Source organism: Microbispora sp. H10670, from assembly GCF_014161385.1.
GTDB classification, from domain to species: domain Bacteria; phylum Actinomycetota; class Actinomycetes; order Streptosporangiales; family Streptosporangiaceae; genus Microbispora; species Microbispora triticiradicis.
Genome location: NZ_JABBWW010000032.1, coordinates 34,295 through 59,726, shown reverse-complemented (window position 1 = coordinate 59,726; position 25,432 = coordinate 34,295). Strand labels below are relative to the sequence as shown.

The 25,432-nt window shown below is 72.3% G+C and carries 27 protein-coding genes; 13 read left to right on the top strand and 14 right to left on the bottom strand.

Features of this window, described 5'->3' with window-relative positions:
- Positions 1-40: 40 nt before the first annotated feature.
- Entirely contained in the window at positions 41-685 is a 645-nt protein-coding gene (locus HHX33_RS30595) for a hypothetical protein (RefSeq protein ID WP_182877622.1), read from the top strand.
- A gap of 85 nt (positions 686-770) precedes the next feature.
- Here HHX33_RS30595 and HHX33_RS30590 read toward each other — a convergent pair whose 3' ends face one another.
- The 7 genes from HHX33_RS30590 to HHX33_RS30560 form a co-directional block, all read right to left on the bottom strand.
- Complete coding sequence (locus HHX33_RS30590; RefSeq protein WP_182877621.1) at positions 771-1,367, bottom strand: hypothetical protein; 597 nt, start codon at positions 1,365-1,367, stop codon at positions 771-773.
- Between the two features lie 140 nt (positions 1,368-1,507).
- Positions 1,508-1,717: a hypothetical protein gene (locus HHX33_RS30585; protein WP_182877620.1), complete on the bottom strand. Its 210-nt coding sequence runs from the start codon at positions 1,715-1,717 to the stop codon at positions 1,508-1,510.
- 58 nt (positions 1,718-1,775) lie between these two features.
- Entirely contained in the window at positions 1,776-3,470 is a 1,695-nt protein-coding gene (locus HHX33_RS30580) for an HNH endonuclease signature motif containing protein (RefSeq protein WP_182877619.1), read from the bottom strand.
- Between the two features lie 1,018 nt (positions 3,471-4,488).
- Positions 4,489-5,208, bottom strand: a complete 720-nt coding sequence (locus tag HHX33_RS30575; protein ID WP_182877618.1) for a hypothetical protein — start codon at positions 5,206-5,208, stop codon at positions 4,489-4,491.
- 298 nt (positions 5,209-5,506) lie between these two features.
- Positions 5,507-6,571: an AI-2E family transporter gene (locus tag HHX33_RS30570; RefSeq protein ID WP_182877617.1), complete on the bottom strand. Its 1,065-nt coding sequence runs from the start codon at positions 6,569-6,571 to the stop codon at positions 5,507-5,509.
- A gap of 352 nt (positions 6,572-6,923) precedes the next feature.
- Positions 6,924-7,865, bottom strand: coding sequence for a YihY/virulence factor BrkB family protein (locus tag HHX33_RS30565; RefSeq protein ID WP_182877616.1), 942 nt, complete (start codon positions 7,863-7,865; stop codon positions 6,924-6,926).
- Positions 7,866-8,300: a CBS domain-containing protein gene (locus tag HHX33_RS30560; RefSeq protein WP_111697379.1), complete on the bottom strand. Its 435-nt coding sequence runs from the start codon at positions 8,298-8,300 to the stop codon at positions 7,866-7,868.
- 141 nt (positions 8,301-8,441) lie between these two features.
- On the opposite strand from HHX33_RS30560, the gene fbp reads away from it, so the two are divergent.
- Complete coding sequence (gene fbp / locus HHX33_RS30555; RefSeq protein WP_182877615.1) at positions 8,442-9,566, top strand: fructose-1,6-bisphosphate aldolase/phosphatase; 1,125 nt, start codon at positions 8,442-8,444, stop codon at positions 9,564-9,566.
- Positions 9,567-9,582: 16 nt separating this feature from the next.
- Positions 9,583-9,795, top strand: coding sequence for a DUF1918 domain-containing protein (locus tag HHX33_RS30550; protein ID WP_182877614.1), 213 nt, complete (start codon positions 9,583-9,585; stop codon positions 9,793-9,795).
- A 4-nt stretch (positions 9,796-9,799) separates the two neighbouring features.
- Here the strand turns inward: HHX33_RS30550 and HHX33_RS30545 are convergent, their stop codons facing one another.
- On the bottom strand, positions 9,800-10,435 hold the full coding sequence (locus HHX33_RS30545; RefSeq protein WP_310741594.1) for a phosphoribosyltransferase: 636 nt from the start codon (positions 10,433-10,435) through the stop codon (positions 9,800-9,802).
- Between the two features lie 99 nt (positions 10,436-10,534).
- Here HHX33_RS30545 and HHX33_RS30540 point away from each other — a divergent pair, with 99 nt between their 5' ends.
- Positions 10,535-11,569, top strand: a complete 1,035-nt coding sequence (locus HHX33_RS30540) for a LacI family DNA-binding transcriptional regulator (RefSeq protein ID WP_182877612.1) — start codon at positions 10,535-10,537, stop codon at positions 11,567-11,569.
- 17 nt (positions 11,570-11,586) lie between these two features.
- Here the strand turns inward: HHX33_RS30540 and HHX33_RS30535 are convergent, their stop codons facing one another.
- On the bottom strand, positions 11,587-12,585 hold the full coding sequence (locus tag HHX33_RS30535) for a DUF418 domain-containing protein (RefSeq protein ID WP_182877611.1): 999 nt from the start codon (positions 12,583-12,585) through the stop codon (positions 11,587-11,589).
- Positions 12,586-12,806: 221 nt separating this feature from the next.
- Between HHX33_RS30535 and HHX33_RS30530 the strand changes: the two genes are divergently transcribed.
- From HHX33_RS30530 to hypE, 9 genes are all read left to right on the top strand, one after another.
- Positions 12,807-13,979 carry a histidine kinase gene (locus HHX33_RS30530; RefSeq protein WP_310741593.1) on the top strand — a complete coding sequence of 391 codons (1,173 nt, stop codon included), beginning with the start codon at positions 12,807-12,809 and terminating at the stop codon, positions 13,977-13,979.
- A gap of 35 nt (positions 13,980-14,014) precedes the next feature.
- On the top strand, positions 14,015-14,638 hold the full coding sequence (locus HHX33_RS30525; protein ID WP_182877633.1) for a response regulator: 624 nt from the start codon (positions 14,015-14,017) through the stop codon (positions 14,636-14,638).
- A 75-nt stretch (positions 14,639-14,713) separates the two neighbouring features.
- The gene (locus tag HHX33_RS30520) at positions 14,714-14,986 is read left to right on the top strand and encodes a GlsB/YeaQ/YmgE family stress response membrane protein (RefSeq protein ID WP_182877609.1); all 273 of its coding nucleotides are present in this window, start codon (positions 14,714-14,716) and stop codon (positions 14,984-14,986) included.
- Positions 14,987-15,131: 145 nt separating this feature from the next.
- Positions 15,132-15,383, top strand: a complete 252-nt coding sequence (locus HHX33_RS30515; RefSeq protein ID WP_182877608.1) for a HypC/HybG/HupF family hydrogenase formation chaperone — start codon at positions 15,132-15,134, stop codon at positions 15,381-15,383.
- Entirely contained in the window at positions 15,380-16,015 is a 636-nt protein-coding gene (locus tag HHX33_RS30510; RefSeq protein ID WP_182877607.1) for a hypothetical protein, read from the top strand. The genes HHX33_RS30515 and HHX33_RS30510 overlap by 4 nt, the downstream gene beginning before the upstream one ends.
- Before the next feature lie 5 nt (positions 16,016-16,020).
- On the top strand, positions 16,021-16,413 hold the full coding sequence (locus HHX33_RS30505) for a hydrogenase maturation nickel metallochaperone HypA (protein ID WP_182877606.1): 393 nt from the start codon (positions 16,021-16,023) through the stop codon (positions 16,411-16,413).
- Positions 16,361-16,648 (top strand): HypC/HybG/HupF family hydrogenase formation chaperone, encoded by a 288-nt coding sequence (locus HHX33_RS30500; protein WP_182877605.1) that lies wholly within the window; start codon positions 16,361-16,363, stop codon positions 16,646-16,648. The genes HHX33_RS30505 and HHX33_RS30500 overlap by 53 nt, the downstream gene beginning before the upstream one ends.
- A 4-nt stretch (positions 16,649-16,652) precedes the next feature.
- Positions 16,653-17,777, top strand: a complete 1,125-nt coding sequence (gene hypD / locus HHX33_RS30495) for a hydrogenase formation protein HypD (RefSeq protein WP_182877604.1) — start codon at positions 16,653-16,655, stop codon at positions 17,775-17,777.
- Positions 17,774-18,847, top strand: a complete 1,074-nt coding sequence (hypE, locus tag HHX33_RS30490; RefSeq protein ID WP_310741591.1) for a hydrogenase expression/formation protein HypE — start codon at positions 17,774-17,776, stop codon at positions 18,845-18,847. The genes hypD and hypE overlap by 4 nt, the downstream gene beginning before the upstream one ends.
- On the opposite strand, the gene hypF is transcribed toward hypE, so the two are convergent.
- The 5 genes from hypF to HHX33_RS37525 all read right to left on the bottom strand — a co-directional run bounded on the left by hypF (position 18,830) and on the right by HHX33_RS37525 (position 25,375).
- Positions 18,830-21,154: a carbamoyltransferase HypF gene (gene hypF / locus HHX33_RS30485; RefSeq protein ID WP_182877603.1), complete on the bottom strand. Its 2,325-nt coding sequence runs from the start codon at positions 21,152-21,154 to the stop codon at positions 18,830-18,832. The two genes, hypE and hypF, sit on opposite strands and share 18 nt — an antisense overlap.
- A 24-nt stretch (positions 21,155-21,178) precedes the next feature.
- The gene (locus HHX33_RS30480) at positions 21,179-21,505 is read right to left on the bottom strand and encodes an STAS domain-containing protein (RefSeq protein ID WP_182877602.1); all 327 of its coding nucleotides are present in this window, start codon (positions 21,503-21,505) and stop codon (positions 21,179-21,181) included.
- Entirely contained in the window at positions 21,505-22,575 is a 1,071-nt protein-coding gene (locus HHX33_RS30475; RefSeq protein WP_182877601.1) for a cobalamin B12-binding domain-containing protein, read from the bottom strand. The genes HHX33_RS30480 and HHX33_RS30475 overlap by 1 nt, the downstream gene beginning before the upstream one ends.
- A 74-nt stretch (positions 22,576-22,649) precedes the next feature.
- Entirely contained in the window at positions 22,650-23,732 is a 1,083-nt protein-coding gene (locus HHX33_RS30470) for a cobalamin B12-binding domain-containing protein (protein ID WP_259403035.1), read from the bottom strand.
- Positions 23,729-25,375: a PP2C family protein-serine/threonine phosphatase gene (locus HHX33_RS37525; RefSeq protein ID WP_182877600.1), complete on the bottom strand. Its 1,647-nt coding sequence runs from the start codon at positions 25,373-25,375 to the stop codon at positions 23,729-23,731. The genes HHX33_RS30470 and HHX33_RS37525 overlap by 4 nt, the downstream gene beginning before the upstream one ends.
- Between the last annotated feature and the right edge of the window lie 57 nt (positions 25,376-25,432).

Sequence of the window (25,432 nt, the reverse complement as noted above, 5' to 3'; positions counted from 1 at the left end):
AGATCACTCGTACCCTTTTTCCTCGCTCTTTGAGGTACATGTGAGAAAGATCCTTCGGGTGGTCGCGGCCCAGATGTTCGCCGCCGCCTTCGTCGTCACCACCCTGACCAACCCCGCGCACGCCGACACGACCGAGAGCGACGCCGACATCGCCCTCGAATGGCAGAGCGTGTACGACACCTACCACTTCACCGACGCCACCCCGCCCGCGCCCGGTTCGGGCCGCAGCCGGGTCGTCAACAGCATCTCCGTCGACATCGACTCGCCGATGCCGCAGACCTTCTACAAATACTCGAACTTCAACAACCACATCGGCAAGAACCCGTTCCTGAAGCGGGTCGTCACGCACAAGGAGTGGAAGGCGGCTTCCACGACCTACCGCAACCTCACGGCGATCGAGGAGATCCCGTACCAGGGCACGATCGTGGTGAGCAAGACGCACGCGCAGCAGCGCCTCCACCAGGGCGAGTTCTACTACGAGACCGACAGCTGGTCGCAGCCCAACGTGGTCACGCACCAGAAGATCGAATTCAGCCCGCTGCCCGGCGGGAAGACCCGGGTGACGGAGAACCTCGCCTTCGAGGCGGACGACTCGCTGATCGACTTCGTCGCCGCGAACGGCACCGCCGCTCATCAGCAGCTCCAGGGCGCCCTGAAGCAGGCCATCGAGAGCGGCGCGCTCTGATCCGGCCCTGATCCGGCCCTGATCCACCAGCGACGGGCGTCCTCTCCCAGTGGGGAGGACGCCCGTTCCGTACTCAGCTCCGTACTCAGCGCCCGTTGTATCCCCTGCCCTCGGCGCTCTGGAGGTTCTGGTTGATGGAGCAGTGGCGGGCCCCGCTCCCGCAGTTGCCGTTGATCGTGTTGGTGTAGATGCTGACGCTCGACACCTGCTGGACGCCGGAGTAGTCGACGGCGCTGTTGCCCGCCGGGGCGTTCACGTTGTGCCGGCCCGTGCTCAGCTGGTAGGGCGGGCTGTCCATCGTGGGGGCGCTGGCCGAGTTGACTCCACCCGTCCGCTGACCACCGCCGCCGTAGACCCTGCCGCCGTGCCCCCTGCCGTGTCTATTGCCGTGTCCCTTGAGGTGGACGGGTTCCACGGCGTGCGGCGCGGCGGCCGGATGGCCGGCGGCGGGATGGGCGGCGGCGGCCGCGCCGGCCGGACGGCCCGCGCCGGTCGGATGGGCCGAGCCGGACGAATGGCCGTCATGGCCGGGACCAGGGCCGGGGCCGGGATCGGCGGGGGCGACGAGTGCCGTGGACGAGACCGGCTCCGCGAGTTCAGGGATCAGGTGACCGGGGCGCGTGACACCGGACATCGCGACGAGGAGCACGGCGAGGGCGAGGGGCCGGACGTGCCCCGCCACAGCCCGGACCCTCCCTCTCCCTGCTCTGTCGCCGCCCATCCGTTCCACCTCCGCTCCGGCCGCTCCTGGGTGCAAGCGGCGCATCCCGCTCATACCCTTCGCCCCCCGCCCGTTTCCCTCTTCGCGTGGCCAAGCGGCGGTCAGGATGTGGCGATCGCGGCGAGCACGTCGAGCCGGGCGGCGCGGCGGGCCGGCAGCAGCCCGGCCACCAGCCCCGCCAGGGCGGCCACGGCCACGACGAGCAGGAGCCGGCCGACCGGCAGCGTGAGCGTGGCCTCGCTGGTGCGGCCCAGCGCGGCGACCGTACCGGCCGCGAAGGCGACCCCGCACAGCGCCCGGCCCTGTCGCATGGGCAGGGCGGCGCCGAGTGTCTACGCCTGGCACCGGTTTCGCCTCTCCCCCCATCTGCTACACCCTCAGTCGGGTGGTGCGGGGGTTGCGGTAGATGAAGGCCCAGCGGTCGTCGCCGATCTTGCGGCGGGTGTAGCGGGCGGGGCGGCGGTAGCGGTCGCGGTTGTGGAACTGGCACGCCGGCCCCAGCAGCTTGAGGTCGGTCGGCCCGCCGCTGCACCAGTCCTCGGCGTGGTCGATCTGGCACATCGTGGCGGGCAGCGGGCAGCCGTCCACCCAGCAGGTCGCATACCGGGCGAAGACCGCCCGCCGCTGCGCCGGGGTGGCCAGGCGCACCTTGCGGCCCATGTCCAGCACCTGCCCACCGGCGTCCATCACGATCCGCACCAGGGTGCTGGTGCGGGCCAGCCGGTGCACGCTGGCAACAGGCAGCAGCTGCCCGGTCGCCAGGATCAACCCCGGCAACCCCCGCAACCACACCCCCGGCGGCGGACTGTTCACCCCCACCCCCGCCCAGGCACCACCTGCCCGCCGGGCGCTGCCTCCCGGCCAGGCCTCGCGTCCCACCCGGGCATCTCCCCCCAGCCAGGCGCTGCCTCCCCGCCAGGTGCTCCCCTCCGCACCCGACGGCGCGTCGGAGCCCGCCCCCGGCATCCCGTGCGGCGTATCACCCGGCGCGAAGGCATGCCGGTAGTCCCCCGCCGGGCAGTCGCCGACAGGGCAGTCCCCGCCTGGGCTTTCCCCAGTGTGACTACCAGGAGGATCGCCGTGCTCGGGCGGCGGATCAGAGGCGGAGCCGGCGGCGGAGGGCTCGCCGGTGGCGTCGGCCGCACCAGCACAGGTCTCGTCGGCACAGGTCCCACAGGCGGGGCCGGTACCCGAAGGGTCGGGGTCAGGACTAGGGCCTGGGCCGGTGCCGGAGCAGTCGGGACAGGAGCCGTCGCTCGAGTCGGCGTCTGAGTGGTCGGCTGTGGGATCGCCTGAGGGGGCAGTGCCTGAGGGTTCGCCGGCTGGGGGGTCGTCGGGGAGGGATTCGGCGGTGACCAGCACCAGAAGCTCAGTCGCGATCTTGTTCTCCAGCAACGCGATGAACGCATCCGCGTTCCGCACGCTCGGGGTGCGGTCGTCGCCCTCGGCCTTGGGCTTGGCGTAGACGTCGAGCATTTGCTGCAACCGCGCGGCGGCTTCGACCGGGAGGTAGAACTCTCCCTCCAGCCCGCCGTTCCTGCGCCGCCGCACCCGGAAGAACCGGCGGTCGAAATCGGCCTGCTCATCGCTTTCGTGGCCGTCGGGGTCCAGCACCGCCCGCAGATACCGCCCCGCCTTGGCCACCTCCGCCGCCCCCGCCGAACCAACCAACTCCAGCAAAATCGCCTCAGCGGTGGTCGCCTGCTCGTCGGTCAACCCCGCAGTGGCCGTGCAGATCGCCTCCACAATCCCCTCGGGCAAGCTGCCCTCGGCGAACCGCTCACGCACCCGCGACAGACGACCCAACTCCATGCCCATCGTCACCAACCGGCCCGCACCCGGGATGGTCATCCCCCCGACGCTGCGCAGCCACAATCTGGTGGAGGCGTGCCCATGGTTCTTCGCCTCCCCGGTCCGATGCACCCGGCCGACCCGGGCGGCCAGCGCCGAAGTGATGCGGTCGCGGGCCGCCAGCAACTCCTCGGCCTCGGCCAGGCACACCTCCGCCGACTCGGGCACCGGCACCAGCGCCACCACCCGCGCCGCCTCACCAACCGCCGCCACCGCCACCCACGACGATGCACCGCTGCCACCAGCACCAGAAGCATCCCGGTCCGGGCCCGCATCATTGCGGCCGGCGCCCGCGGCACCGCCAGACGCGCCACCGGACTCACCACCAGAAGCACCAGCAGAAGCGCCGCCGGAAGCACCGCTGTAGGCACCCCCGGCGCCATCCGGACAAGCCGAATCGGGAGAAGCACAACCAGGAGGATCACCGTCAGGAAAAGCACCGTCGGCGGCACCGCCATCGGTGCGCCCTGCATCCGTGCGCGCGGTATCCGTGCGCGCGGCATCGGCGCTCAGGGCATCAGCATCGGCACCGGCAGGGCCGGGGGCGCTGCTGTCGGCATCCCCCGCGTGAGGGGCAGGGGCGGTGGAACCGACTCCAGGGCCGGGGCTGTCGGCATGGTCAGGAGCGCCATCAGGGGCGAGGCCAATCACCGTTTCGTCAGCAATGGAGTCGTCAACGGCAGCGATACCGGCACGAGTCGTAAATGCTCGAATTAAGGGGAAACTCGCCGGGATACCGCGTCGGCTCGCGCGCTCCCGTGCATCGGGATCGACAACCGGCACGTATTCACGGGCAAGTGCGCCCTCGGACGACCAAAGGGGCGAGCCGGCGGTGAGCTGCTCCCACCAGTCGTCGCCGATGTCACCGCTGGCATTAGAACGCTGGGGGCGCTCAGGATCATCGTCGAACATATCCATCGCACCTCCCCGAGAAATTCGAAATCCTGTCTTAATTCTTTCACACCACCCGGCCACGAACACCGGCGCACCGGGAATTGTTGGAGCTACAGGTAAGTTCCCGATTAGCTGTATATGCGACATCTGCCATGTCGCACTGTTTGAACAGAAAACAACCGCCGCAGAAGGCCTGGAACGGGGAACAGCAGGGCACTACCGCGACCACGGTGGCCGGGAGTGCGGGAGAAGAGCCCGCGGAGCCGGCAGCCGGCTCGGGCGGTGTGGCTCGGGCGGTGCCTCGGAGGCCGGCCGGACATGATCTCCGGTCGAGGAGTCAGGGGACGGTGGCCAGAAGATCGGCCAGGGCTTGGATCGCTCTGGAGATCCCGGTGGCGGCGAGGCCGGCGCCCACGAGGCTGAGGCAGATGGACAGCACGCAGCCGTGGCCTCCACGCATCGGGCTGAGGATCGGTTTCTGCGGCTCCAGCCCGTACCAGAGGGACCGCGGCTCCAGGAGAAGAAACAGGATCGCGCCCACCTCACCCACCCAGAAGAGCCAGAACCAGGCCCATCTGTTGCCCCAGCGGGGCTGGCCCGCGCCCAGCATGGTGAGGAGAGCGGCGAGCCACGCGCCGCCGACGATCCAGGGCGCGCCGGGGAAGGGCACCTGGAAGGGCCATGACGGATAACGCGGGTTGTTCTGATTGCTGGTCCAGCGCCAGATGACCAACGGGTGCTGATCGGCGGCCTCGGATTCACGCACGAGTTCACGGCGGACGCGGGCCGCGTCCGTGACCCGATCGACGCTGTACCACAACAAAGGGCCGGTGGACCACCGTAACCGCACCGGATCGCCCTCGAAGAAGATCACGCACGTGACCTGATCCGCGCGCAGCGCCGCCTGGAGCTCGGCGACCGTGCTCTCACGCGGGAAAATGCTCAGAACGGTCAGAAAAGCGCCCCAGAGCAGGATGACAAGCAGCACGACGCGTATCCACAGGGCCGCGATCCGAAAGGGAACCCGCATGACCGGCGGCCCCTCCTGCGGATACACGTCCCTCCGATCGTCGAGGCCCGTACGGACGTCACTCCCGGACCACAGCGGCCAGGCTTCACCCGCCTCAAGGCGATGTCGGAGGGCGGCTACGGTGCCACGGCAACGGGCCGTTCGAGTGCCCGGCCGACGCGCCTTTCACAGACCCCGGCGCACAAACGCCGACGCACAAAACGCCGCCGCGCAGACACCGGTGAAAACCGCCGAGAGTGCCCATGCCGAAAGCGTACGTTCTCGTCACCCGGAGCGCGTGCGCCGTTCGGAACAGATATGAACGGAGACAATCGGATAAGACTTGCTACAACCGATCCTGGCGGGGCAGCACGACCTCGCGGGCGATCAGGAGCAGGGCGGCCGCCAGGGGGATCCCGAGCAGCGCTCCGACGATGCCGAGCAGGGCGCCGCCGAGCAGCGCCCCCAGGATGGTCGCCACGGGCGGTACGTCGACCGACGACTTGAAGACCTTCGGCGAGATCCAGTAGTTCTCCACCTGCTGGTAGACGATGAAGAACACGGCGCAGGCGATGCCCACCTGGACCGACACGAGGAAGCCCACCCCGGAGGCCACCACCGCGCCGATGACCGCGCCGGCCAGCGGGATCAGGTCGGTGACCGCGACGAAGATGGCCAGCGCCAGCGCGTACGGCACCTTCATCATGGACAGGAACAGGAAGGTCACCACTCCGGCGATCAACGAGATGATCAGGTTTCCGGCGACGTAGCCGCCGATCTGGTTGATGATCTCGTCGCCGAGCAGGCGGACCCGCGTACGGCGCGAGCGCGGCACGAACCGGTAGGCCGTCTCCTTGATGGAGTTGAGGGACCCGAGGAAGTAGAGCGTCAGCACGAGCACGGTGAACCCGCTGAACAGCGCACTGATCAGCACGCTCGCCACGCCCAGGAGGCCGCCGAACATCTGGGTGGCCAGCCTGTCGCCGGTCACGTACTGCTGGAGCTTGTCCAGGACCTGATAACGCTCGTCCACCGAGCGGATCAGCGGGTGGTTCTGCAGTTGCTGCACGTATTCCGGCAGGTGGCCGAAGAACCCGGACGTCTGCTCGGTCAGCGGCGGCACGACCGCGAGGCCGAAGGCGACGAAGAACGCGATCACCGATCCGAACACGATCGTGATCGCGACGCGGCGGGACAGGTTGCGGCGCTGGAGTGCCTCGACCGCGGGGTTGAGGCCGATGGCGAGGAACAACGACACCACGATCAGCACGAGCGCCGAACCCGCGCTGGCGATCGTCTGGACCAGCAGCCACGCGGTGAGCACGCCGAGGGCTCCGGTCAGGCCGAACATGAACGGGTTGCTCCGCAGAGGGCGCCCCGGCATGCCGAACGGCCGGTCGAGGGGCGTCATCGCGACTCCGTCGCCCGTGCCGTCGTCCGTACCTCCGCCGGTGCCACCGTCCGTGCCGGCGCTTGTGTCGGCGCGCGTGTCCCGGTCCGCTTCACCGCCGCCCTCACCGCCGCCCACGCCACCGGTGTCGGCAGCCGGCTCGGGCACCGGCCGGTCGGGGGACGGCCGGTCAGGAGACGTCGGAGAGTCGGCCGGCTCGAGTGTCCCTTCACTCTGACCAGGGAGTGAGGGGAAGACGCTGGAGATGCCGTTGCCTGGGGAACGACCGGTGTCGGGCACGCCTCCCCTACTGCCCAAACAATCTACGATTTATCGCGACAAATGCCGTGCAGTGCACCACCATCCCGACGCGTCAGGAACGGTCATTCGAGGGGCGGTCCGGGGCACGCTTGGGACTCGCCTCTCGCGCATGACGTTCGATCGCGCCGTTGATCTCCGCGCCGAACAGCACGACCAGCGAGGAGAGGTACAGCCAGAGCATGAGCACGACCACCGCGCCCAGAGCGCCGTACGTCTGGTCAAAGCGGCCGAAGCCGCTGACGAAGACCGACAGGCCCACCGAGACCAGCAGCAGGGCCGGTACGGCGAGCCCCACGCCCCAGCCGACCGTGTGCCACCCGGGGCGCCGTCCGGGTTCCAGCCGGGCGCCGGGGACATACCGGTAGAGCAGCGCCAGCCCCGCACCGAAGAGCAGGACGAGCATCAACCAGCGCCCGGCCGAGACGGCGGCGCGGGCGGCCGTGCCGAGCCCCAGGTGCCCCAGCACCACCGGGAACGCGGCCACGAGCGCCAGCAGGACGGACGTCCCGGCGATGGCCGCGACCGTGAGCAGCAGGGCCGTCAGCCGGGTACGGAGGAAGCCGCGCTCCCGCCGGCCGCTGTAGACCGCGTCGACGGCCCGGACCAGCGCCTGGACGGCACGGGACGACGCCCACAGCAGCGCAACGAGGCTGAGCGCCAGGGGCGCGCCGAAACCCTGGCGCCCGGCGCGCACCGCGTGGGTGAGCTGGGAGACGAGCAGCCGGCCGACGTCCGGGGGCAGCGGGCGGGTGAACGACGCCAGTTGCCCGGCCACCTGCCGGGGGTCGGCAACCAGCCCGTAGACCGCCACCACGACCATCAGACTCGGGAAGACCGACAGCGTTCCCCAGAAGGCGATGCCCGCGGCCAGCAGAGACAGGCGCTCCCGGGACGCCTCCTCCCGCACCCGCCGGATGATCTCCCGCCACTCCTCGGCCGGAGGCCACGCCCGCGCCCGCGCCCGCCCCGTGATCACGCCGTACCGGCGCCGCATCTAGTCGCTCTGCCGCTGCGGCTCGCTGATCTCCTTGACCACGGGCGTGAGCAGGTCGGCGGTGAGCTGATGCATCTGGAGGAGCAGGTCGTCGATGGTCAGCATGCCGACCACCCCCTCCTCCTCGTCCGCCACGGGCAGCCTGCGGAAGGAGTGGTGGCGGAAGGTGTCGAACGCCACCTCCACCTCGTCGCCGGGCCGCACCACGACGGGACGCTCCGACATCACCCGGCCGACGGGCGTGTCCGCGTCCTCCCCGCGGGCGAGTACGCGAAGGGTGAGGTCGCGGTCGGTCACGACGCCCGTGACGCCCTGCCCCTCCGAGACGACGACGCATCCGACGCCCGAGTAGTCCATGTGCCGTGCGACGTCCCGCACCGGGGTGACCGGCGGGACGACCACCACGGGCGTGGACATCACATCTCTGATCTTCATGGCGGCACTCCCCCCGCGCCCGCCCAGGGCCCTGTCCTCAGCCCACTCCTACCCGCCGTACGGAAGACCCGCCCTATTTGTGACCTAGTGCTCTTTTTATTCCCAAAAATACAGATAAGAGTGTATTTGGAGGTGATGACCATGATCACGCTGAGCGTCATCAAGGCCGACACCGGAGGCTTCGTCGGCCACTCCGCCGTGCACCCCCGATTGATCGCCGAGGCCAGGCGGGAGATCGAGCGGGCGAAGTCATCGGGGCTGCTCGTCGACGGCTACGTCGAAAGCTGCGGCGACGACATCTCGCTCATCATGACCCACACGTACGGCCCTGAGGCGGGGTTGATCCACTCCTTCGCCTGGGACACCTTCCAGGCGACCACCCACATCGCCAAGGATCTCGGCCTGTACGGCGCCGGGCAGGACCTGCTGTCGGACGCCTTCTCCGGCAACCTGCGCGGCATGGGCCCGGGCTACGCGGAGATGGAGTTCGAGGAGCGGCCGTCCGAGCCCGTGCTGTGTTTCCTCGCGGACAAGACCGAGCCGGGCGCGTGGAACCTGCCGCTCTACAAGATGTTCGCCGACCCGTCCAACACCGCCGGCCTGGTGATCGACGAGAAGATGCACGCCGGGTTCGCGTTCGAGGTGTACGACCTGTGCGAGGACCGCCGCATCGTCTTCGACTGCCCGGCCGAGCTGTACGACATGCTCATGTACATCGGCGCCCCGGCCCGCTACGTGGTCCACGACGTACGGTCCAAGACGCTGGGCACGACCGCGGCGGCGACCAGCACCCAGCGGCTGTCGCTGATCGCCGGGAGGTACGTCGGCAAGGACGATCCGGTCATGATCGTACGCTGCCAGTCGGGCCTGCCGACCGTCGGCGAGGCGCTGGAGCCGTTCGCCTTCGCGTACTCGGTGGCGGGCTGCATGCGCGGCTCGCACCACGCTCCGTTCATGCCGGTGCCCGTCGGGCAGGCGCACCCGTCCCGCTTCGACGGCCCGCCCCGGGTGGTCGCGCTGGGCTTCCAGATCAAGGACGGCAGGCTGGTCGGCCCGCGCGACATGTTCGACGACCCGGCCTTCGACGGCGCGCGCCGGCAGGCGACCGAGGTGATGGACTACCTGCGCCGCCACGGCCCCTTCGAGCCGCACCGGCTGCCGCTGGAAGACCTGGAATACACCACGACGGCCTCTCTCGCCAGGCGCCTGTCGCACCGCTGGACGCCGATCACGACCGAGGTCGCCACACCGGCAGGGTTGCGATGAGAGGACTGTGATCAGAATGAAGGCAGCGGTCGGCGACCGGCTGGTCGTCGAGAGCGTCCAACGGGGCAGGCTGGGTCGCGTCGGGATCGTGCTGGCGCTCTACCACACCGACGGCTCACCGCCCTACCTCGTGCGCTGGCTGGACGAGGAACGGGAGACGCTGTGCTTCTACCCGGGCCCCGACGCCCGGATAGAGCACTACCTGGAGTGGTGCCCGCAGAGCCCGTGAGGCGCTAAGCCCGGTGGAGGCATTCCATGACGTCCTCGTCGCTCGTCTGGGTGAAGTCCTCGTACCAGGCGCCGATGGCGTAGAAGTGGTCCGGGGTGTCCAGGCAGACGATCTCGTCGGCGTCCCCGCGCAGGCTCGCGATCGTCTCCGGCGCGCCCACGGGCACCGCCAGGACCACCGTGGACGCGCCGTGCGCGCGGGCGACCTGGCAGGCGGCGCGGGCCGTCCCGCCCGTCGCGATCCCGTCGTCCACCACGATCACGGTACGGCCGGCCAGGTCGACGGGCTCGCGGGCGCCGCGGAACCGGCGGGCACGGCGCTCCAGTTCGGCCCGCTCACGGCGTTCCACGGCCGCCATCTCGTCGTCGGTGAGCCGGGCGAGCCGTACGACGTCGGGGTTGACCACCCGCACCCCGCCCTCGCCGATGGCGCCGAACCCCAGTTCCGGCTGGTACGGCACGCCCAGCTTGCGTACGAGGATCACGTCCAGGGGGGCGCCGAGGGCCCGGGCGACCTGGAACGCCACGGGCACCCCACCTCGGGGCAGCCCGACGACGACCACGTCTCCCACGCCATCCTTCGCCTCACGGAGGTCACGCAAGCGCTCGCCGAGGAGGAGCCCGGCGTCACGACGATCCACGAACACGACATTCACCCCCAAAACCTGACGGTACGCGGCCTCTCGTGAGCGAGGAGAGCCGCGGGTGAGTCCTGATCGCCTGTCCTGCATACTGGGGCGGTGACCGCGACCGACCGGGCCCCCGGCGGGGAGCTTCCCCGGCACCGGCCGACTCTGGCCGAGATCGCCCATCTGGCGGGTGTGTCTCCGCCGACCGTGTCGAGGGTGCTCAACGGGCAGGCCGGGGTCGCCCTGGCCACCCGGCAGCGCGTGGAGGCGGTGCTCCGGGAGCACGGCTACCGGCGGCGCGACAGCGAGCCCGCCGCGATCCTGGAACTGGTCTTCCACGCCCTGGAGAGCCTGTGGGCGCTGGAGATCATCCAGGGCGTCGAGCAGGTCGCGCGGGAGCGCGGGCTCGCCGTGGTGCTGACCGAGATGCAGGGCAGGCTCACCCCCGGCAGGGCCTGGACCGAACAGGTGCTCGCCCGCCGTCCCACCGGGGTCGTGGCGGTCTTCTCCGAGCTCACCGTGCAGCAGCAGTCCCAGCTCGCCACCCGTTCGATCCCCCTGGTCGTGCTGGATCCGACCGGGGAGCCGCTGCACCAGACGCCGTCCGTCGGGGCCACCAACTGGAGCGGCGGGATGGCCGCCACCCGGCACCTGCTCGACCTGGGCCATCACCGCATCGCCATGCTGAGCGGGCCCACCCAGTGGCCGTGCTGCCGGGCCCGGCTCGACGGTTTCCGCGCCGCGATGGACGCGGCGGGCGTGTACGTGGACCCCGCGCTCCTGCGGATCAGCACCCTCTATGTGGAGGGCGGGTTACGCGACGGTGCCGAACTGCTGCGCCTGCCCGACCCGCCGACCGCCGTCTTCTGCGCCAACGACCTGCAGGCCCTCGGCGTGTACGAGGCCGCCAGACGGGCCGGGCTGCGCGTCCCGGAGGACCTCAGCGTGATCGGGTTCGACGACCTGTCGTTCACCCAGTGGGCCGGGCCGCCCATGACGACCGTACGGCAGCCGCTTGTGCAGATGGGGGCCACCGCCGCGCGGATGGTCCTCCACCTCGCCGACGGCGAGCCGCTCGAACAGCACCGCGTCGAACTCGCCACCACCCTCGTCGTACGGGAGAGCACCGCGCCGCCCCGTTCCTGACCTTTCTACGGCTCCGTTCACGGCCGGCGGCCCCAGGTGGCCCACCGCCACAGCCACTCCAGCGGGCCGTACCGGTGCGTGCGCAGCCAGAGAACGGACCACAGCCACTGGACGGCGAGGATGGCGGCCGAGGTCAGTGCCACTCTCGCCGAGGACCAGGCCTCCGGTGAGCACCCGCAGAGGCGGGCGGCGAGCAGGACGAGGACGGTCGCGGTCAGGTAGTTGGTCAGCGCCATCCGGCCGAGCGGCGCGAAGACGGCCGTCAGCGCCGTCCGGAGCGGCGTCCGCAGCAGCACGAGCAGGGCGCAGACGTAGACCCCCGCGAGCAGCAGCCCGGAGAGGGCGAGCGCCCGCCCGAATCCGGGGTCGTCGCCCTCCTGACCGGCCGACCACCACAGGGCGGGCGCCGCCGCGGCCGCGAAGGCCAGTCCGAGCAGCGCCGGCACCCGGGTGGACCGCTCGATCCGGGCCGTCACGCCGTATCTGGTCAGCGCGGATCCCAGCAGGAACAGTCCGGCGACCAGGGTGAACCTCTCCCCGCCGAGGAACAGCGCCACCGCGACGAGCACGGGGGCGAGCCCGGCGACCACCCGGCGCGGCAGCCAGGTCGAGGGCAGCAGCACCAGCAGGCCGATGACGGCGTACGTGCTGAGGATGTCGCCGGGCCAGAGCAGGAGGAAGTGCGCCAGCCCGGCCGCGAGCAGCACGAGGAGCCGGCGCAGCAGGATCACCCTCGGGCGGGCGGCCCGGGCGGCGGCCGACTCCAGCAGCAGCGAGAACCCGACGCCGAACAGCAGCGAGAAGATCGGGAAGAAGCGCTGCTCGACGAGCAGGCCCATCCAGGCGTCGTCGGGGGTCGCGGGGGCGGCCGCCCGCAGGACGTCTCCGGTGTGGGCGATGGGTTTGACGTTGGCGAGCAGGATCCCGCACAGCGCGAAACCGCGCACCACGTCGAGCGCGGTGATGCGCTCGCGTCGCGTTCCGCGGGCTGCGGGAGGTTCCGTGAGAGCTTCCATGAAAGCCGCATCCTGCGCGGACCCGTACGCCTCCGGCATCGGCCGCAAGCGGGAATCGGGCGGCACGGGACCATACTTTCGGCTGGTTCTGCGCGGCCCGCCCATCTCGTAACCTCGGCCCTGTGTTTACTGAGGGCACTCGTAACCTCGGCCCTGTGTTTACTGAGGGCACTCGTAACCTCGGCCCTGTGTTTACTGAGGGCGCTGCAGCCGGGGGCCGGGTGCGGAGATGGGCGGCCGACGCCGGGCTGGGCGCCGTGTTCGCCGTGGTCCTGGCCTTCTGGGCCTCTCTCATCGCCGACAGCTGGGGCGGGGGCTACTGGCGCTTCGACTGCGCCGCCGGCGCCGCGGTCTGTGTCATCGCCCTGTTCCGGCGGCGCGACCGGGCATGGGCGGCGGTGGCGGGCCTGGCCGTGGCGGCGACCGCCGTCCTGGCCGCCAGGTTCGCCGATCTGCCCGCCGAACCGGGTCCCGGGATGGCCCTCGGCCTGGCCGTGCTGGTCGCCGCGGCGGTCAGGAGACTGCCGGTCCGTACGGCCTGCGGCGTGGCGGCCGGCGGGCTGGCCGTGGCCGTCGGCAGCCTGCTCACCGCGCACACGTCCGCCGCCGGGGTGCCGTCGGTCACCGCGATGAACGTCGCGGCCTGGGCCGCCGCCGTCGTGGCCGGGCTGAGCCCGCGACTGCTCGACGCCCGCAGGCGGGCCGTCGCGGAGGCGGTGCGCCAGGCCGAACGGCTGGCGCTGGCCCGGGAGTTGCACGACGTCGTCGCCCACCACGTCACCGGCATCGTGGTGCAGGCGCAGGCCGCCCGGCTCGTCGCGCGGCGGAGCCCGGAGAAGGCGGGCGACGCCCTGGGCCAGATCGAGGCGGCCGGGTCCGACGCACTGGCCGCGATGCGTCGCGTCGTCGGCCTGCTGCGCGTCGCCGGGGCGGACGGCCCCGACGCCGGTCCGGGTGTCGCCGAGCCCGGCCGCCTCGGCGACCTGGTCGGGCGGTTCGAGGCCGGGGGTCGCCCGGTGCGCCTGCGGCTGCCGCGCGAGGAGGAGACGGCGGCGTGGCCGCCCGAGGTGGCCTCGACGGTCTACCGGGTGGTGCAGGAGTCGCTGACCAACATCGCGCGCCACGCGCCGCGGGCCCGCGAGGTCACGGTCAGCGTGGAGCGGGACCGGGACGTCGTCGTCGTGGAGGTCGCCGACGACGCTCCGCCTGGGTCGCAGGGGGGATCGCGCGGAGGGTACGGCCTGCTCGGGATGCGTGAGCGGGTCGAGGCGCTCGGCGGCACGTTGCGGGCCGGGCCGCGCCCCGGATCCGGCTGGTCGGTGCTCGCCACCCTGCCTGCCCCACTGCCCGCCGCCCTGCCCGGCCCCCGCCAAGAGTCCCGGCGCGACGCGTGACGACGATCAGGGTCCTGGTGGCCGACGACCAGGCGATGGTACGCGGCGGCCTGCGGCTCATCCTGGAGGACCAGCCCGACATCGAGGTGGTCGCCGAGGCGGCCGACGGCGCCGAGGCCGTCGAGCTGGCCCGGCGGCTGCGGCCGGACGTGTGCCTGGTCGACGTGCGGATGCCCCGGCTCGACGGCATCGAGGTCACCCGTCTCCTGGCCGGCCCGGGGGTCCCCGAGCCGCTCAAGGTGGTCGTGGTCACCACCTTCGACCTGGACGAGTACGTGTACGGCGCGCTGCGGGCGGGCGCGGTGGGCTTCGTGCTGAAGGACTGCGGCCCCGCCCTGCTGGTGGAGGCAGTGCGGGCCGCGGAGGCCGGGGACGCCCTCGTCTCCCCCTCGGTCACGCTGCGGCTGCTGCGCCACCTCACCACCAACTGGACCACCCACCCGGCCACCCGTCTGGAACATCCCCTCTCGAACCGGGAGATCGAGGTCGTCCACGCTGTCGCGCGGGGCCGTACCAACCAGGAGATCGCCGCGGAGCTGTTCATCTCGCTCAGCACGGTCAAGACCCATGTGTCGGGCATCCAGGCCAAGCTCGGGGTGCGCAACCGCGTCGAGATCGCCGCATGGGCCTGGGAGAACCGACTCATAGGACGTACGTGACACAACAGCCCAAAATGTGTCAAATCACCCGGAACGGGCAGGAGGTGGGCAGCAGAACTAGAGAAGGGTGGCAGCATGGCCGTAAGCGGCATCATCTCCGCCATAATCATCGGACTCATCATCGGCGCTCTCGGCCGACTGGTCGTGCCCGGGCGTCAGGCCATCCCGATCTGGCTGACCATGGTGATCGGCGTCGTCGCCGCCCTCATCGGCACGGCGATCGCGCGAGGCCTCGGAGTGGCGACCACCCCCGGCATCGACTGGCTGGAACTGATCATCCAGGTGGCGCTGGCGGCCCTGGGCGTCGTCGCCGCCGTGGCCGTCTTCCGGCGCGGAAGCGTCGGATAGGCCCTCTCCGACGGCCCCGGCACATGCCGGGGCCGTCGGCGCGTTCCCGGACTTCACCGACCTTTACGTAATCACCGACTTCCTTTGAATTCGCCCGGCCCGGGGCGGCGTACGGTCGTCTTTCGGGGGCGTTTCGGGGGTCGTGATGAACTGCCGTGATGAGACGTGTGTCACCTGCTCGGACGAGGCGGTCGCGGTCACCGTCGTACGGCTCCTCGACGCCGGCCTCGCGCTCGCCGACACCGGCCGCGGCCGGGAGGTGGTGAGCGTCGCCCTGGTGGACGTCCGGCCGGGCGACGTCGTGCTGGTCCACGCCAAGGAGGCCATCGCCGTGGTCCCCAATGGCGTGGTGTCGGGTGGTGTGGTGTCAGGTGAGCCCGGAGGGAGGCGCTCGTGAAAGAGGCGGGCCCGATGACGGCGCCGGTGGAGCACCGCATGCGCTGGCAGTTCGGCGTGCTCGCGCCGCCGGGCTTCCCCGGCGAGCCGTCGGCCGGCGTGACCGAGTGTCTCCTTGAGGCGGACCCGGACGCGACGATCGACCTGCGGCTGCGGTTCCTGCACGTCAGGTGCAGGACCGTGGAGCGGGAGGAGGACGACGGCTACTGGCCGGTGCCGAAGCTGACCGTCGCCGGGCACGACTACCTCGGCTTCGACGAGGCCGTCGAGCGGGAGACCCGGGCCGTCATCCCCCTGACGGGCGGGCGGCGCACGATCGAGGTCCACGTGCCCGGGGGCCGGGAGATCGAGCCGATCCTCTCCCCGAGCGGTGAGCGCACGGGCCGCGTCATCTGCGAGCACCAGCCGATCCACGCGGAGCTGCGGGTCTCCGCCGAGCGGCTGGCCGATCCGTACGGGCTGGTCAGGTTGAGGGTGGAGGTGCACAACACGGCCCGCTGGGAGCGTGCGGACGCGCCGCGCGAGGAGGCCCTGCGGCACTCGCTGGTCGCGGCTCACCTGCTGATCGGCATCAGCGGAGGAGCGTTCGGCCCGGGCCCTGTCGACGAGGGCCCGCAGGTCAGGGGGGTGTGACGGCGATGCACGAGTTCGGGATCGCCGAGGCCGTTCTGGACGCCGTGGAGCACCGCGCGAAGGGCAGGCGGGTACGGCGGGCCCAGGTGCGGGCGGGCGCCCTGCTCCGCATCTCCCCCGCGGTCCTGAAGCAGGCGTTCGGCCTCGCCGCCACCGGCACGGTGGCCGAGGGGGCGACGCTCGACCTGGTCGTCGAGCCCGTCCGGCTCGTCTGCCGGGGCTGCGGGCACAACGCCCTGTGCGACAACCCGATGACGATCTGCGGCAAGTGCGGGGGCATCGACATCGACGCCGAGGGCGGGGACCGCCTCGTCCTGGAGTCGGTCCAGATCGTGGAGGCGGCCCATGTGCCTCGGGATTCCGGGCGAGATCGTGGAGATCCCGTCCGATCGGCCTGACCTCGCCACGGTCGACGTGAGCGGGGTCCGCCGGGCCGTCAACATCGACCTGCTCGACGGTCAGCCGCTGCGGCCCGGCGACTGGGTCCTCATCCACGTCGGTTTCGCCCTGTCGAAGATCGACGAGGACGAGGCCAGGGCCGCGCTGGAGTTCCTGGAAAGCATCGGCCAGGCGTACGAGGACGAACTCGCGGCGCTGCGCGACTCGGGCCCGGACGCGGGCGCGGAGGGGTGACATCATGCGCTTCGTCGACGAGTACCGCGACGCGGACAAGGCACGGGCGCTGTCGGCCGCGATCGCGGGCCTGTGCGAGCCGGGCCGGACCTACACGTTCATGGAGGTGTGCGGCGGCCACACGCACACCATCTACAAGCACGGGCTGGAGGACCACCTGCCCGAGTCGATCAGGCTGGTGCACGGTCCCGGCTGCCCGGTGTGCGTGATCCCGATGGGCCGGGTGGACGACGCGATCCACATCGCCGAGCGGCCCGGCGTCATCATGACCTCGTTCGGGGACATGATGCGGGTGCCCGGCGGCCGGGGGTCGTTCCTCGACGCCGCCGCCCGGGGCGCCGACATCCGCATGGTCTACTCCCCGCTGGACGCGCTGAAGATCGCCCGGCGTCACCCGGACCGGCAGGTGGTCTTCATGGCCATCGGGTTCGAGACCACCACGCCGTCGACCGCCGTGACCGTGCTGCGGGCGGCGGCCGAGGGCGTGCGGAACTTCTCGGTCATGTGCAACCACGTAATGATCATTCCGGCGATCACCGCGATCCTGGACTCCCCCGGCCTGCGTCTCGACGGGTTCGTCGGGCCCGGCCACGTGTCCACGGTCATCGGCTGCCGGCCGTACGGCTTCGTCGCCCGTGACTACGGCAAGCCGCTGGTCGTGGCGGGTTTCGAGCCGCTCGACATCCTCCAGGCGATCCACATGCTGCTGCTCCAGATCTCCGAGGGGAGATCGGAGGTCGAGAACCAGTACGCCAGGGTCGTCCCGTGGGCGGGCAACCCCAGGGCGCTGCGGGTCGTCGACGAGGTGATGGAGCCGCGGCCGCGCTTCGAGTGGCGCGGCCTCGGGTTCATCCCCTGCTCCGCCCTGCGCGTCCGGGAGAAGTACGCGGCGTACGACGCGGAGCGGCTGTTCGGCGTGCCCGGCGGCCGGGTGGCCGACCCGAAGGCGTGCCAGTGCGGCGAGGTCCTCAAGGGCGCGCTCAAGCCGTGGGAGTGCAAGGTGTTCGGCACGGCCTGCACCCCCGAGACGCCGATCGGCACGTGCATGGTGTCGTCCGAGGGCGCCTGCGCGGCCTACTACAACTTCGGCCGCTTCTCACGGCGGCGGATGCGGGAGGCGTCGAGGTGACGAGCCGCGAGGAGCGGGTGCTCGAACGCGTCGACCGGGCGCGGCGGCGGAAGGCCCGGGTGCGTGAGGAGCACATCACGATGGCCCACGGCGCGGGCGGCAGGGCGACGCAGACGCTGATCGAGGCGGTCTTCCTCGACGCGTTCCGCAACCCGCTGCTGGAACCGCTGGAGGACGGCGCGGTGTTCGACGCCGCCGGTGCGAGGTTCGCGTTCACCACCGACTCCTACGTGGTCTCGCCGCTGTTCTTCCCCGGCGGCGACATCGGCGACCTCGCGGTCAACGGGACCGTCAACGACCTGGCCGTGTGCGGGGCGAGGCCGCTGTATCTGTCCGCCGGGTTCGTGCTGGAGGAGGGCTTCCCGGTCGAGGACCTGCGGCGGGTCGCCGCCTCGATGGCCCGGGCCGCCGCCGCGGCGGACGTGGCGATCGTGACCGGGGACACCAAGGTGGTGCAGCGCGGCAAGGCCGACGGCTGCTACGTCACCACCGCCGGGGTGGGCCTGCTCGACCGGGGCACGCGGCTCGGCGTCGCGCGCGCCCGTCCCGGCGACGCCGTGCTCGTGTCCGGCCCGATCGGGGAGCACGGTGTGACGATCATGCTGGCCCGGGGCGGGCTGGACATCGAGGCCGACGTCACGTCGGACACCGCCCCGCTGAACGGGCTGATCGCCGCGCTTCTCCAGGCCACAGGGGCCGTGCGGTGCCTGCGGGACGCGACCCGGGGCGGCGTCGCGACGATACTCAACGAGATCGCCCGCGCCTCCGGCGTCGCCGTCGTCGTCGACGAGGACGCCGTGCCGGTCCGGCCGGTCGTACGCGGGGCCTGCGAGCTGCTCGGGATCGACCCGCTCTACGTCGCCTGTGAGGGCCGGGCCGTCGTGGTCGTGGCCGGGGACGCGGCGCGGGACGCGCTCGCCGCCCTGCGCGCCCACCCGCTCGGCGCGGGCGCCGCGATCGTCGGCCGCGTCGCGGACGATCCCCCGGGCCTGGTGCTGCTCAGGACCGCCTTCGGCGGCACCCGGATCGTCGACGTGCTGGTCGGCGATCCCCTACCGAGGATCTGCTAGCCGGTCGCGGGCGGCGGCCACGGCGGCCTGGCCGAGGCTGACGCCGCCGTCGTTCGGGGGGACGCGATGGTGGGTCAGCACGGTGAAGCGGCGTTCCTCCAGCAGGGTGACGGCCCGGTCGAGCAGGAGCAGGTTCTGGAAGACGCCGCCGGAGAGCGCCACCGCCGACAGGCCGGTGGTCTCCCGCAGGTGGTCGCAGCCTTCGGCGACGACGCGGGCGAGAGTGTTGTGGAAGCGGGCGGCCACCACCTCGCGCGCGACGCCCGACCGCAGGTCGTCGGCCGCCGCGCGGACCAGGTCCACGCCCGGCATCCTGAACGGCGCCTTGAACGGCCCTTCACCGACGGTGAGACGGCACGCGTACGCGTCGTCCACCCGGGGATCGGCGATCTGCTCCAGTTCGACGGCCGCCTGTCCCTCGTAGGTGATCTCGTCGCGCGTTCCCACGAGCGCGGCGACCGCGTCGAACAGCCGGCCCGCGCTGGACGTGCGCGGCGCGTTCACGCCCTGCCGGGCCATCGCGGTCACCACCGCCCACCGGCCGGCGTTGCGGCGTACGACACCGAGATCGCCGGGGACGGCGCCCTCGTAGGCGAGGTCGAGGTAGGCCGCCGCCATCCGCCAGGGCTGCCGGATCGCCGCCGCGCCTCCCGGCATCGGCACCGTCGCGAGGTGGCCGGCCCGCTCGAACCCGGCGAGGTCGGCGACGAGGAACTCCCCGCCCCACAGCGTGCCGTCGAGGCCGTATCCGAGGCCGTCGAAGGCCACCCCGATCACCGGTCCGGCGACGCCGTTGTCGGCCAGGCAGGACGCGACGTGGGCGTGGTGATGCTGCACGCCGACGAGGTCCGCGTCCCGGTCGAGGGCCCGATCGAGGGCGTACTTCGTGGACAGGTAGTCGGGGTGCAGATCGTGCGCGACCACCTCGGGCGCCACGTCGAACAGCCGCATGAAGTGGGTGACGCCCTCGGTGAACGACCTGAGGGTCTCGTGGTTCTCCAGGTCGCCGATGTGCTGGGACACGAAGGCCCGGTCGCCCCTGGCCAGGCAGAAGGTGTGCTTGAGCTCCGCCCCGCAGGCGAGCACGGGCCGCGGGGCGCCCCCGGCGAGCGGCAGCGGGTGGGGCGCGTAGCCCCGGGACCTCCTGATCGGCAACGCCCGCCCCCGGAAGACGCGCACGACCGAGTCGTCCGTACGGACGTGGATGGGCCGGTCGTGGGTCAGAAAGGCGTCGGCGACGCCGCCGAGCCGCTCCCGGACCTCCTCGTCCCGGTGGACGATCGGCTCGTCGGAGACGTTCCCGCTGGTCAGCACGATCGGCTCGGCCAGCGCCCGGAGCAGCAGGTGATGCAGCGGGGTGTAGGGCAGCAGCACGCCCAGCCACCGGTTCCCCGGCGCCACGGAAGGGGCGACTTTCGCGGCCGGCAGGCGGCGCAGCAGCACGACGGGCCGGGCGGGGCCGGTCAGCAGGTGTTCCTCGGCCGCGTCCACCTCGCACAGGCGCCGCGCCTCGGCGAGGTCGCCCGCCATCACCGCGAAGGGCTTGTCCTCGCGGTGCTTGCGGGCCCGCAGCGCCGCGACCGCGCTCTCGTCCCCCGCGAGCGCCGCCAGGTGGAAACCGCCGAGCCCCTTCACCGCCAGCACCCCGCCGTCCCGGAGCAGCCGTACGGCCCCCTCCAGCGGGTCTCCCCCTGGTTCGGCGGTCCGTCCGGCGCCGCCGGGGAGCAGTCGCAGCCGGGGCCCGCAGGCGGGGCAGCACACCGGCTGGGCGTGGAAGCGCCGGTCGGCGGGGTCGTGGTACTCCCGGGCGCAGTCCGGGCACATGCGGAAGGCGGCCATCGTGGTGTTCGCCCGGTCGTAGGGCACGTCACGGACGATCGTGAAGCGCGGGCCGCAGCAGGTGCAGTTGGTGAAGGCGTAGCCGTACCTGCGGCCGGCCGGGTCGGCGACGTCGCGAAGGCACGCGTCGCAGGTGGCCACGTCGGGGGAGACGAGCGCGCGCCGGTCCCCACGGCTGAGACTCCGGCTGAGGCTCGGCGCGATGACGAAGTCGCGGCGGCCGGTCACGGCGGCCGGGCCGGTGCTGATCCGGTCGATCACCGCGAGCGGCGGCGGGTCGCCGGCCAGCGCGGCCAGGAACTCCTCGACGAGCGCGCCGCCGCCCTCGATCTCGATGAACACCCCGCGCTCGTCGTTGCCGACCAGCCCGGCGAGGCCCAGCCGCGTGGCGAGGCCGTACACGAAGGGCCGGAAGCCGACCCCCTGCACGATCCCCTCGACCCGGACGGCGACGGCACGCCTGCTCACGGGCCCATTGTCTCAGGCGGCGGTTCAGTCGGGCAGGTCGAAGACGTCGTCGAGGGCGATGACCCGCAGCAGATGGCGCAGGTAGGCGGTCAGCGCGACGATCCGGAAGGCCGCTCCGAGTGCCTCGGCTCTCCGGTAGAGGTTCATCACGACGGCGATGCCCGAGGAGTCGACGAACCTCAGCCCGGCCAGGTCGAGCTCGATCATCCGCGGGTTGTCCGCGAGCACCTTGTCCGCCTCTTCGGCCGCCTCGTCCACGGTGGTGTAGTCGAGCTCGCCGGTCAGCACCAGGCGCGCGGTGCCTGGCTCGGGGGTGACGTACTCGACCAGTAACGGCGGCGTGTCCTGCATCAGGGGCTCGTCTCTTCGGGTTCGGGGTGATCGGGGGCGCCGTGGGCCACGCCCGCCGCTCTCATACCCTCGGCGAGGAACGCCCGGGTGCGAGGGCAGTCTGTCAGCTCACCGCGCAGGACGGCCAATCCGAGCACGACGGACTCGCTCGGCACTCCGCGCGCGGCCAGCACCATGCAGGCCCAGGTGACGAAGTCCGTGAAAACCGACACGTCGCCGAGATACAGCGCGGCGCCGAGGAAGTCGGCGACGTACCCGAGATCCTCCGTCATCTGCTCCATCTGCCAGGGGCCGTAGTCCCGCATGGGCGGGTAGGAGGCGGCGAGCAGCTCAAGCGCCCGCGGCAGCAGCTCGCCCCGGCGCCGGGCGAGGCAGGCGTACTCGCCGTCGGCCGGCAGCTCGGCGCCGTTCTCACCGGCGAGCGGCAGCGGCCCGGTGTCGAGCAGGTCGGCCGCGATGTCGGCGGCCGGGGCCCAGGCGTCCGCGCCGAGCAGGCGGGCGATCCGGTCGTCGGCGCCGAACGCGGCCCCGCCCACCAGGACGGGGACGCCGGCGGCCCGGCAGGCGCCGACGGCCCGGTGCGCGCGGGGCAGCCACACGGGCAGCGTGCAGCCGAGCGCCACGAGCTCGGGGCCGGCCTGCCCGATCCATTCGACCAGATGGGGCGCGGGCACACTGGCGCCGAGGAAGTCGGCCCGCCATCCGTGCAGGCGCAGCACCTCGGCCAGGAGGCGGGTGGGCAGCGCGTGATTCTCTCTCTCCACGCAGGCGACCACGACCCGCCCGCGGGTGGGGGGCGGGCTCACCCTGCGGGCGACGGCGGCGACGACCCGCTCGCTGACCGCGGACGCCGCGTGCTCCTGGGCGACGGACCACCGGTTGACCGCCCAGAGCCGGCCGACCCGGCGCTGGGCCGGACCGATCACCCGCAGCAGCACGTCCTGCGCGGAAACGCCCTCGTCGAGCATCCCGAAGACCAGGTCGACGGCGCCGGACTCGTCGGCCTCCTCGATCTCCCGCAGATAGCGGACGATCTCGCTCGTGAAGCCGGCCGCCGGGGCGCTCACCATCGCACGTCCACCGGCCGAGGGGGGAGCCGCCGGGGTCTTCCCACGTCACGCCCCCTTCAGCTGAGTCGTCTCTCTCACGTTACCTGTGGGGGTGAGCCGCCGGACGGGCGGGCGGCGGTCACCGCCTCTATGCCCTCGGCCAGCAGCGCGCGGGCGCGCGGGCAGTCGGCCAGCACGTCCCGGAAGAGCCGCAGCCCGAGCACCACCGACTCGGCGGGCACCTTCCGGGCCGACAGCACCTCGCAGGTCCACGTGACGAAGTCGGTGAACAGGCTCGCGTCGTGGACGTAGAGCGCGGCGGCGAGGAAGTCGGCGATGTGCCCGAGGTCCTCCGCGGTGTGCTCAAGCTGCCGCTCGCTGTATCCGCCCATCGGGGCGTACGACTCCCTGAGCAGGTCCAGCACCCTGGCCAGCACCTCGGCGCGGTGCCGGGTCAGGTATCCGTACTCCTCGTCGCCCAGGTGGACCGCCCCGTCACTGCCGGCGGCGAACGACGGCAGCCCGGCGGCGAGCCGGTCGGCCGCCGCGTCGGCGGTGGGCGCCCACGCGTCCGCGCCCAGCAGGCGGGCGAAGCGGCCGTCGACGCCGAAGGCGGCCCCGCCCGCGAGCACCGGGACGCCCACGGCGCGGCAGGCGGCGATCGTGGCGTGCGCCCGGGGCAGCCGCGTCGCGATCATGCAGCCGAGCGCCACCACGTCGGGGCCCGTCTGGTGCAGGTGCGTGATCAGGTGCGGGCCCGGCACGCTCGCCCCCAGGAAGTCGACCCGCCATCCCCGCAGCCGCAGCACCTCGGCCAGCATGCGGGTGGGCAGCGCGTGATACTCACCGTCGGCGCAGGCCACCGTCACCCGGCCGCGCGTCGGTCTGGGCCGCACCCGCCCGGCGATCGCCGCGACGGCCCGCTCGCTGACCGCGGTGGCCCCGTGCTCGCGGGCCACCGACCAGTCGCCGGCCGCCCACAGCTCACCCACCCTGCGCTGGCCCGCGGCGACGACCCGCAGCAGCACGTCCTCGGCGGGGACGCCCTCGTCGATCAGGCCCAGGACGAGATCGACCGCGCCGTACTCGTCGGCCTCGCCGATCAGTTTCAGGTAGCGCTCCACCGCGGTCCCGGCGCCGGTGCCCGCCGGTCCGCCCGTCATCCCTGCCTGGGTCATCCGGTCGTCTCCGCCCACATGGTCGTGGCGCCCGGCGTGGCATCCGCCGGCGTGCCGGTCGCCGGGTCGTACCCGCCCGCCCGTACGGCGAGGAGGGCGCGGTCGTCCTGCTGGCCGCCCGCGAGCCACTCACTGCTGATCTGCTCCAGCCGCTCCACCAGCGCGTCGACCGGCATGCCGGCGCAGCTCGCCAGGGCCTCCTTGAGCCGTTCCTCGCCGAACATCTCCCGCCTGGTCGGGCCGCCGAAGGCCTCGGTGATGCCGTCGCTGTACAGCAGGCACACCTCGCCGGGAGCCAGGTCGACCGTGGCCGGCCGCACCACGGTCTTCTTCAGCGCGCCGAGGAGGGAGCCGCGGGCGGGCGCCTCCTCCACAGTGCCGTCCCGGCGCAGCACCAGCGGCGGCGGATGGCCCGCCACGGCCAGATCCACCAGCACGTGCTCGTCGGGGGCGACCCGGAGCGCCGCGAGGACCAGCGTGACGTAGGAGTTCGGCGCCGGCGAGGCGAGCAGCGACCGGTTCAGCAGTTCGAGCAGCTGGACCGGGCGGCTTTCCAGCAGCAGTAGCGCGCGCAGGCTCTGCCTGACCTGCCCGGCCAGTACGGCCGCGCGGGCGCCCTTGCCGCAGACGTCACCCAGGATGATCAGAGGCGGCCGTTCCACGATGCCGATCCCGCTGTCGTGACCGGCGCCGGTCTCGGACATGTAGACGTCGTAGAAGTCTCCGCCCACGGCGCCGGCCTGCTGGGAGGACCGGAGCCTCCCGGCGAGGCGCATGCCCTCGACCTCCGGCAGGTCGGGCGGCAGCAGGTCGTCGATCAGGATGGCGTTCACCGCGCTCTGCTCCCGGAACAGCGAGGCCGCCGAGAGCGCCGCGCCCGCCCGGGACGCGAGGTCGCGCACCATCGCCAGGGCCTCGTCGTCGAACGGAGGCCGGCCGGCGCGGCGGACCAGCGCCATCGCCCCCGCGGGGACGCCGTTGCCGGGCAGCGGGAAGACCAGCAGGTCACCGGCCGGGCCGAACCCCTCCGGCAGCAGCCAGTCGGGCATGGCGCCCGCGTCCTGCCGCCCGCCCGAGCCGTGCGTCAGGCCCGCGAGCGCGTCGGTCAGGCCCGGCACCCGCAGCGCCGTCGAGAGCGGCATGACGCCCTCCTCCGATCCGGGGTGCCCGGCGACGGCCCGGATCCACTCGACCCGGCGGTTGGTGGCGGGCGGCAGCACCACGACCGCCAGGTCGCACAGGAACTCGGTGCCCAGATCCACGGCGGCGCGGGCGCATCGGCGCGGGTGGAGCGACGCGAACAGGCGGCGCGCGGCCTCCAGCAGGAACTCGGCGCGGCGCGGCAGGGACGGCGCCTCACTCAGGTAGAGGGCACGGTGGTCGCCGGCCGCCTCCGTCCGCACCCGGATCACCCGGCCGCCGTACGTCACCGTGCTCGATCCGGCCGGGTCCAGCTGTGGGGGAACCGGCCTGCCCGGGACGATCTCCGGCGCCAGCCGGGCCGCCGCCGCGTTGGCCAGCAGCACGACGCCGCCTGCGTCGCACAACACGATTCCCTCGTCGCTGCCGTCCAGCAGCGCCGCCATGTCGCCGGGCGTCGCCCGCGCGGCTCCCGCGTTCGTGGAGCCGGTGGCGCCTCTCACCCGTGCGTTCTCCTCATGGCCCTCGGTCCTCGGATGCGTCGTCTTTGCCAGACTACC